Source organism: Desulfovibrio sp. (assembly GCF_047607245.1).
Classification (GTDB): domain Bacteria; phylum Desulfobacterota; class Desulfovibrionia; order Desulfovibrionales; family Desulfovibrionaceae; genus Desulfovibrio.
On the sequence record NZ_JASGDK010000085.1, the window covers coordinates 1 to 8834 of the forward strand.

The following is an 8834-nucleotide window of genomic DNA, read 5'->3' on the forward strand; positions in this document are numbered from 1 at the left end:
AGCGCCCCGACCTTGCTGAAAAAGAAGCTGCCGAACTTGTAGTCCTTAAAGAGTACCTGCCCAAGGCCCTCAGCCAGGAAGAGCTGCTGTCCCTCGTTGAATCCACAATAGCCGAGCTGGGCGCAACTTCTCCCAAGGATATGGGCCGGGTTATTTCTGCCATTATGGCAGGGCATAAAGGCCAGGTGGACGGCAAGGTTTTGTCCGAGGCCGTCAAAAAACGCCTGCAGCCCTAGCCAGGTCCCGCAACTTTTGCACAGCGGATATGTAATGTTCGCCGGGCAAAAGTGACTACATTCTATTTTCAGGCAGCACTTCCGCAGTGGCGGGAATTGTTGCGTCATTCCTGTGTGAAACGCCCCACGGCCTGACTTGTCGCCCCATCGGGAGTTGCCTCACAATATGGAAAAACTGTGCGTCCGGCGAGGGAGCGTTCGTAGCGCTCTGTGGGCTGCAAGGTCCAGCAGTTCGTGCGTTCTTTTCTCTGCGGCAAGCCATACCATCATTTCCGAGGCATCAGCATGATTCACGCCCGCACTCTTCAGGCCCTTGAATACCATCATATCACCGACCACCTCGCGTCGCTGTGCATTTCCGGCGTAGGGCGCGAACGTGCCTTGGGTCTGACCCCGTTTGCCGAAGCAGAGGACGTCAATCTTGCCGCCCGGATATATGAGGAAGCTGCCGACTGGTCTTCACGCCCGGCTATTGGCGGCGCAGTCTTTGCGCTCAATGCTTTTCCCGATGTATCGGGCTTTTTGCATGCGGCACAAGCCTCACGTGCCCACGCCTTCCAGCCGGATCTTGATGCATTCTGGGCTTTGCGTGAAGTGCTAAGCATGGCACGCGATGCCCATGCCTCCATTGCTGCCCCCGATGCCGCCAAGCAATGGCCACATCTGCTGGCTATGGCTGACGGCACACCTCTGCCCGTACAACTTACGGCAGCCCTTTTGCGCTGTATTTCCGACGACGGCCTGATGAAGGATGAAAGCTCACCCGAGCTTTACCGTCTGCGCGGCGAGCTGCGCCGCCTGCACCAGAGCTGCATGGGCAAGGTGAAAGATTACGCCCTGCAATACAACATGCTGGCTTATTTGCAGGACGAGTTCATGACGCTTTCGTCGGACCGTTATGTGCTGCCGCTCAAAGCCAATTTCAAAGGCCGTATGCAGGGCATTATTCATGACTGGTCGCAAACGGGCGAAACCTGCTATTTTGAGCCTATGTTCCTGGTGGAGATCAATAACCGCCTTCAGGAGCTGAAGCGCGAAGAGCGCGAAGAAGAACGCAAGATACTGCTGTATATGCGGGGCCTGCTGGAAGCAGAACTGCCCGGAGCTCAAGCGGCCCTTGAACTTCTTGCCCAACTGGATCTTTTGCAGGCCAAGCGCCGTCTGGCTGCGCTGCTGGATGGCCGCTGCCTGCCCCTCACTCCTGTGACCGAAGGCATTCAACTGCTTGAAGCCCGCCACCCTCTGCTTGTGCTTAACAGGGCCAAGGCCGCCAAAGCGGCGGATTCTGCCCATACCGCCAAAAGCGCCGCAAAGCCCTCTTCAACGGTGCGCCCGCTGGACATTATCCTGCGCCCTGGCGAACGTGCGCTGGTCATTACTGGCGGCAATGCCGGCGGCAAAACTGTTTGCCTGAAAACTCTCGGTCTGATCGCGGCAATGACCCTCAGCGGCCTGCCCGTTCCCGCTGGCGCGGGTTCGCACCTGCCCTGGTTCAGCCGCATGGACGCCTTTATCGGCGACGAACAGAGCCTTGCCGACAATGTGTCCACCTTCACCGCCCAGATTGAGCATCTGGGCAAGGCCTGGAAGCATCTGGACGGCAGCGGCATTGTCCTACTGGACGAATTTGGTGCAGGCACTGACCCGGCTCAGGGCGCGGCATTGGCTCAGGCGGTACTTGACGAATTGCTGGACAAACATACCTTTGTTTTGGCAGCAACACATTTTCCCGCGCTCAAGAGCTACGCCCTCACCAAGGAAGGAGCCAGGGCGGCTTCTATGCTCTTTGATTCACAGAGCAAAAAGCCTTTATTCAAGCTGGCCTATGACCAGGTTGGGGCGAGTCAGGCTCTGGATGTGGCTCGTGAGCACGGCTTGCCTGAAAGCATCATACGCCGGGCCGAGCATTATCTTTTGCAGGACGGGCAAGACGCCACCACCCTGCTTGCACGCCTCAATGATCTGGCTGCCAACCGGGAAGAAGAGCTTGTGCTCCTCAAGCAGGAGCAGGAGAAGGCACGAACTGTTGCCAAGCATGAACGAGAAAAGCTGGAAAAAGAGCGCATGCGCCTGCATGATGAGGTGCGCGCCCAGGCAACCGAGCTTATGCGTGCCTGGAAAGAAGGCCGGACTACCCACAAACAGGCCCTGAAAGAAATGTCACGGCTCCGCGCTTCACTGGCAACGGATAATGATTCGGAGCAAAACGAGTCAATATTGCCAAGCCCCAAGAATTTTGCCGTGGGGCAACAAGTGTTGCATACAATTTTTAACAAGCGCGGCGTTATCACTGATGTGGACGAACGCAAAAGCCGTGTTCGCCTGGACATGAATGGCGTGAACCTGTGGGCCGATATGAAGGCCTTGCGTTTGCCGGGGCAACAAACAGCCCAAAACGCTCCGGGCAAGCCCTCTTCCATTCTGGACGGCGCACCCCGTCAGGCTGCCACCCCCACAAGCGGAGGTTCGGCCCGCCCGGCAGGAGCGGCTGACGGAGCGTCACTACGTCTTGACATACGCGGACATCGTGCCGATGTAGCTCTTGCAGAACTTGAACGTTTTATGGACAAGACCCTGCTTGCTGGTTTTCGGGAAGTAGAAGTAGTGCACGGGCGCGGTACAGGAGCCTTGCGCAAACAGGTTCATGAATTTTTGCGGGCTTTTCCCGCTGTGGAAAAATTCAGCCTTGCCCCCGAAGATCAGGGCGGCGATGGTATGACCATTGTGACCCTGCGCTAGGCGAACAATCGGAACTTATTTTCTGAACTATAAAAATTCTGTGTTGGGAGGCATCTTCTGCCCGCATCCTGACGAAACAAGTGTTGTTATCGGCAGAGAACAAGTTTTTTCAGGCCATCAGGTCTAAAAAAGCCAGCCACAAACGTGAACGCTGTTCTCTGATCAAGGAAAAATCTGCAATGCAGTCCAAGGATGCCATACGCGCCATCAAGGAGCGCATGAATATTGTGGACGTTGTGCGCCGTTTTGTGGAGCTCAGGCGCAACGGTCCACGATGGGTGGCGCCTTGCCCATTTCATCAGGAAACAAAACCGTCTTTTTCAGTTAACGAAGAGCAGGGGCTGTTTTACTGTTTCGGGTGCCACGCTTCAGGTGATATTTTTGATTTTTACAGCCGCATCAACGGACTGGATTTTAAAGAAACGCTGGAACAACTGGCTGCGGAAGCGGGCATAACCATTGAACGCGGCCCAAACAGCGCCCGCCAGCAGGGTGAAGAGCGTGAACGCCGCTCTTCGCGTCAGCAGATGCTGCGCATGTATGAACTGGCCGCCGGGCACTTCGCTGCCACGCTCAATGGCCCTGATGGCGAGGAATGCCGGGCGTATATAGACAAGCGCGGCCTGAGCCAGGAAATAGTGCAGCGGTTTGGCATCGGCTGGGCCAAAAGGGAATGGCAATCACTGGCAGACGCGCTACGGCGCGCAGGTTTCGATGCCCGTATGGCTGTTGAATCGGGGCTTTTGGGGCAATCTGGCAATGGGCGAGCCTATGACCGTTTTCGGGGCAGGCTTATTTTTCCCATCAAGAGTCTGTCCAACCAGATCATAGCCTTTGGCGGGCGCATCATCGCTGATGAAGAAGAAGCCAAGTACATAAACAGCGCCGACACGCCCATCTATAAAAAGGGCGAGCATCTTTACGGTCTGGCGCAGGCCCGCAAGGGCATGGTCACCAAGGGGCGGGTGCTGCTGACCGAAGGCTACATGGACGTGCTGACCCTGCACCAGTTCGGGTATGACAATGCCGTGGGCGTGCTGGGAACAGCGCTGACCCCGGAACAGATCAAGCGGCTTTCAGGCTTTGTTTCACAGCTGACGCTACTTTTTGACGGGGACCGCGCCGGACGCAAGGCGGCCCTGAGATCGTGCGAAATGCTGCTTACGCGCGGCCTGTCCTGCTCGGTAGTGCTTATGCCCGAGGGCGAAGACATCGACAGCCTGTTGCGCGGCGCAGGGCAGGATGCCTTTGAAGCCTTGCAGGCTCAAGCCCCAGACGGTCTGCGTTTTTGCGTCGATGTGCTCAAGGCGCTTGCCCCTCGCGAAACCGTGGAATGGGCACGCAATTTTCTGCGTCAGGTGGAAATTCCCGAACTGGTCAGCCCCTACGTTTCACGGCTGGCCGGGCATCTACAACTTTCAGAGGCCGACCTGCGTGAAGGGCTTGTGCAGTCACGCGGCTCCCGGACAGACAAGGCACGCGCAGAAACTGGCGGAGCTCCGTCAGGGCGTGCGCGACAGAACATACGCGACCGTGAAGTCATGATGTACGCTGTGCGCTATCCTCAGCGGCTGGCAGATATGCAGGAAATGGGAGCCGACCTGGCTCTTCAGTCTCCAATTGCCCGCCAGCTGTGGGACAAGATTGAAACGCATGGCCCAGAGGCAGTTTTTCATCAACTGGACCAGAGGGAAAAAAATTTCTGGTGCAAATGTTGTGGCCCGGAGGCCGCGCCACGTGACGATGGCGACAAAGAACTGGAATCACTGCGGCATTACTTGAACAATTATTACGCATCAGCGCAAAAATCTTCTCTATCCGCAGCCTTGAGAGCCAACACCGGCACAGGTGACTTTGAGGCTGATTTGGACTATCTTCGCGCACTTAAGGAAACCTTGGAGAACGGGCATGAGCAATCTTAAAGATATCCAGCAGATTCAATCGCTTATTGCGAAGGGCAAGGGCGCGGGCTTTCTGACTTTTGAAGAAGTCAACAAGGCTCTCCCCGTGGAAATGAGCACCCCCGAGCAGTTTGAAGAAATTATCGGCATTTTTGAACAGCTGGAAATCGTTATTGTGGATTCGGAAAAGGAAGGAAAGAAAATTTCCGCCGCCGCCACCGAGTCTGATGAAGAAATAACTGACAGTTCGCTAGATCTGTCCGAAGACGAAGATTCTGCGGACTACTCGTCGCGCAGCACCGACCCTGTTCGCATGTATCTGCGCGAAATGGGCGCAGTGCCACTGCTGGACCGCGACGGTGAAGTTGTCATCGCCAAAAAAATCGAAATGGGCGAGCAGGACGTGCTTTACGCCCTGGTTGAAGTTCCTGTGGCGGTTGAAGAACTCATCAATGTTGGCGAAGACCTGCGCCAGAACCGCATCAAGCTTAAGGATGTGGTTAAGACCATTGAAGAAGACGACCCCAGCGAAGACGAAATGAACCAGCGTTCGCGCGTTATTCTGCTGCTTGACGAAATCAAGCAGACCTTCAAGAAAAAACGCAAGATTTACAAAAAGCTGGATACCTGCGCCTGCATGGACCGCCGCGTCACTGCCGTGCAAAAGGAAATTATCTGCTTCAAGGAAGAAATTGTCCTGCGCCTGCGTGACATCAAGCTGGAAAAGACCCTCATTGACCGTATCATTGAAACGGTTGAAGACTATGTGCGTCAGATGCACAACTGCCAGCGCGACCTTTCTGCCTATATTCTTTCCACGGGCCGTACCCAGGCAGAAATTCAGGCCATGTTCGACGGTCTTGAAAAGCGTGAGGTCAATCCCGTTGACGCTGCCCGCGATCTCAAGCTCAGCGTGGACGAGCTTTTTTCCTTTAAGGAAATGATTATCGGCAAGATCGAAATTCTTAGCCGTCTTCAGGAAAAATGCTGCCACAACGTCACTGATCTTGAAGAAGTGCTGTGGCGCATCAAGCGCGGCAATACTGCGGCCATGCGCGCCAAGCAGGAACTCATTCGCTCCAACCTGCGCCTTGTGGTCTCCATCGCCAAAAAGTACACCAACCGTGGTTTGCAATTCCTTGACCTTATTCAGGAAGGCAACATCGGCCTCATGAAGGCTGTGGACAAGTTCGAATACCAGCGCGGCTACAAGTTCTCTACCTACGCCACCTGGTGGATACGCCAGGCCATTACCCGCGCCATTGCCGATCAGGCCCGCACCATCCGTATTCCCGTGCACATGATCGAAACCATCAACAAGCTTATACGCACATCGCGCTACCTTGTTCAGGAACTGGGACGCGATCCCACTCCCGAAGAAATCGCCGAGCGTATGGAATACCCGGTGGAAAAGGTCAAAAAAGTGCTCAAGATCGCCAAGGAGCCCATTTCGCTGGAAACTCCCATTGGTGATGAAGAAGATTCGAGCCTGGGCGATTTCATTGAAGACAAAAAAGCTGTTGCCCCGGCGGAAGAAGTCATCAATACCAAGCTTTCCGAACAGCTGGCTGCGGTATTGGCCGACCTTACCCCGCGCGAAGAGCAGGTTTTGCGCAAGCGTTTCGGCATTGCTGAAAAGAGCGACCACACCCTTGAAGAAGTGGGCAAGCTCTTTAACGTAACCCGCGAACGCATCCGCCAGATCGAAGCCAAGGCGCTGCGAAAGTTGCGCCACCCTGTGCGAAGCCAACCCTTGCGCTCATACTACGAAAATTAGTTCATCCCAGAGCGGCTTGGCCTTTTCAAGGCCAGGCCGCTCTGATGTTAGGTACTGTCTCTAAATAATTCTTTTGCCCAACTGGCTGCGTCAAAAGGACATTTTTTACTCCAGTCATGTACCATAAAAGTACACTCCTTTCGTAAAAAAACCTTTTTCCTTGCCCTTGGGTCAAAATCATTTATTTAGAAACAGCACCTAGAGCATTTTACCTTTGAAGCAGTTAGAGCATTTTAATTTTGAAAAAGCTTAAACGCTCTAACGCTGCACAAGGGTGCAGCGCGCTGCAACGCGGCGTAGAGTCTGCCTCAAATTGCATTTTTTGGGCATAATGATAACTTTGAAATGTAAAGCATTTCAAAGTTTGTCCGTTTTAGAAGCGTTGACAGTACACTGGGACCATTTTACTCCCGGTCTGAAGCAATTTGAGGGGCGGCTCGAACCCGCAACTTTTTTCACTCATGCAGCAGGATACCATAGTGGTTGTGTCAGTTTTGCGCAGGTTCGGGCGGCTGCACTGTGCGCCCAAGTTCTTTGGCCTTCTTTGTCTGCTGGCTCTTCTGCCTTTCCTGAGCTTCGGCACAACTGCCCGGGCTTCCGAACAGACGGCGCCTCAGGCGGCTCTTGTCGAGCGGCCTGTGGTAAACGCAGAAGGCGACAGCGCGAATACGGCGTCCCGAGACACCACGGCAGCGCTTACTGATGGTGCTGAAGCTAGTATTCCTGTTCCCGAAGCCCCAGCTGATATGCCGCCCCCCGATTTTTTCCCTCCTCCGCCTCCTCCGCCCGGGCCTGAACCCGATCCAGCTTTTTTTGATCCTTCTGAGCCGCCCCCAAAGGCCCCGCCCCTGCCGCAGCCACTTGGTTTTGTGGCGCATTGCTTTGACGGCGACACTTTCAAGCTCACAGACAGGCGTGTAGTGCGCCTGGCAGGTATTGACGCTCCCGAACTGTCCAAGGGCGACCGCAAGGGCCAGCTTTTTGCGCGTGAAGCCAGAGGCCAGCTTACAGATTTGACGCAGGGGCAGCAGGTGATGCTTCTTCAGGCAGGCGTCAAGCACCGAGACATACATGGCCGCATTTTGGCCGAAGTTCTGTTGCCAGACGGTAGTTCACTGAATGAAATTATGGTGCGCAACGGCGCGGCCTATTTCTATCCACACCGCGACCTGAGCCCTCAGTTGCAGGAACGCCTGCGCAACTTGCAGCATGAGGCCATTGCCGAACGCCGCGGCATGTGGGGCTTTTTGCTTTCGCAGCCTGTGGCCAAGAATACCTACCTTGGCAACAAGGAATCTTTGCGCTTCTTCCCCGCTGATTGCGCAGAAGCCCAGAGCATCCGGCCGAGAAACCGCGTATATTTCGGCAACCTGATGGACGCCTTTATGGCGGGTTATGCGCCCGCCCGGGTCTGCCCTTTCTGGCCGGTGACGCCATGAGCGAGTGCGAACGCCAAAGCGGGGCCATACTAAGCCCCTTGGCAGAACAGACAGCGCTGGTAATTTTCTCCGGCGGTCAGGATTCTGCCACGTGCCTGGCCTGGGCCTTGGACCGGTTTGCCAGCGTGCGCACGCTTGGTTTTGATTACGGGCAGCGCCATTCCGTCGAGCTGGCCTGCCGCGAAAATATCCGGCAGAAAATGGCGGCATTGAATCCGCAATGGCAACAGCGTCTTGGGCCGGATTGTCTGCTGGATATCGATCTTTTTCGCCAGCTTGCCAATACGGCGCTCACCTCCACGGCTCCTATTGAAGAAAATGGCCCCGAGGGCCTTCCAAACACCTTTGTGCCCGGACGAAACCTTATCTTTATTTTGCACGCGGCAGCCTGGGCATATGGGCAGGATATGCGGCATATGGTGCTGGGCGTGTGCCAGAGCGACTACTCCGGCTACCCCGACTGCCGTGATGACAGCATCAAGGCCATGCAGGTAGCCCTTAATGCGGGAATGGCTGCGAACTTTGTTTTGCACACGCCCCTCATGTGGCGCAGCAAAAAAGACGCCTGGACTCTCGCCCGCAGTTTGGGCGGCCCGGCGCTTGTGGACCTGATTGTTGAGGAAAGCCATACCTGCTATGCGGGCCAGCGCGGCAACCGCCACGTGTGGGGCTATGGTTGTGGCCAGTGCCCTGCCTGCCGTTTGCGGGCAGCCGGGTACGCCGAATATATGACGACCTGCCT

At 55.5% G+C, this 8834-nt stretch carries 6 protein-coding genes; all 6 read left to right on the forward strand.

Going from position 1 to position 8834, the window contains the following annotated elements; translation table 11 throughout:
* On the forward strand, positions 1–236 hold a 236-nt coding region (locus QM579_RS06760), incomplete at its 5' end, for a GatB/YqeY domain-containing protein (RefSeq protein WP_414998412.1).
* A gap of 285 nt (positions 237–521) precedes the next feature.
* Positions 522–2975, forward strand: coding sequence for an endonuclease MutS2 (locus QM579_RS06765; RefSeq protein WP_414998413.1), 2454 nt, complete (start codon positions 522–524; stop codon positions 2973–2975).
* A 179-nt stretch (positions 2976–3154) separates the two neighbouring features.
* Positions 3155–4897 (forward strand): DNA primase, encoded by a 1743-nt coding sequence (dnaG, locus tag QM579_RS06770; RefSeq protein WP_414998414.1) that lies wholly within the window; start codon positions 3155–3157, stop codon positions 4895–4897.
* On the forward strand, positions 4884–6653 hold the full coding sequence (rpoD, locus tag QM579_RS06775) for an RNA polymerase sigma factor RpoD (protein ID WP_414998415.1): 1770 nt from the start codon (positions 4884–4886) through the stop codon (positions 6651–6653). The genes dnaG and rpoD overlap by 14 nt, the downstream gene beginning before the upstream one ends.
* A gap of 461 nt (positions 6654–7114) precedes the next feature.
* Entirely contained in the window at positions 7115–8092 is a 978-nt protein-coding gene (locus QM579_RS06780) for a thermonuclease family protein (protein ID WP_414998416.1), read from the forward strand.
* Positions 8089–8834, forward strand: a 746-nt coding sequence (gene queC, locus QM579_RS06785) for a 7-cyano-7-deazaguanine synthase QueC (protein WP_414998417.1), incomplete at its 3' end; no start/stop codon positions are given. The genes QM579_RS06780 and queC, both read left to right, overlap by 4 nt.

What these genes read in the sequence shown, in the direction of transcription:
- QM579_RS06765 (WP_414998413.1), top strand. Translation starts at nt 522, where the DNA reads ATGATTCACGCCCGCACTCTTCAGGCCCTTGAATACCATCATATCACC.
- dnaG (WP_414998414.1), top strand. Translation starts at nt 3,155, where the DNA reads ATGCAGTCCAAGGATGCCATACGCGCCATCAAGGAGCGCATGAATATT.
- rpoD (WP_414998415.1), top strand. Translation starts at nt 4,884, where the DNA reads ATGAGCAATCTTAAAGATATCCAGCAGATTCAATCGCTTATTGCGAAG.
- QM579_RS06780 (WP_414998416.1), top strand. Translation starts at nt 7,115, where the DNA reads ATGCAGCAGGATACCATAGTGGTTGTGTCAGTTTTGCGCAGGTTCGGG.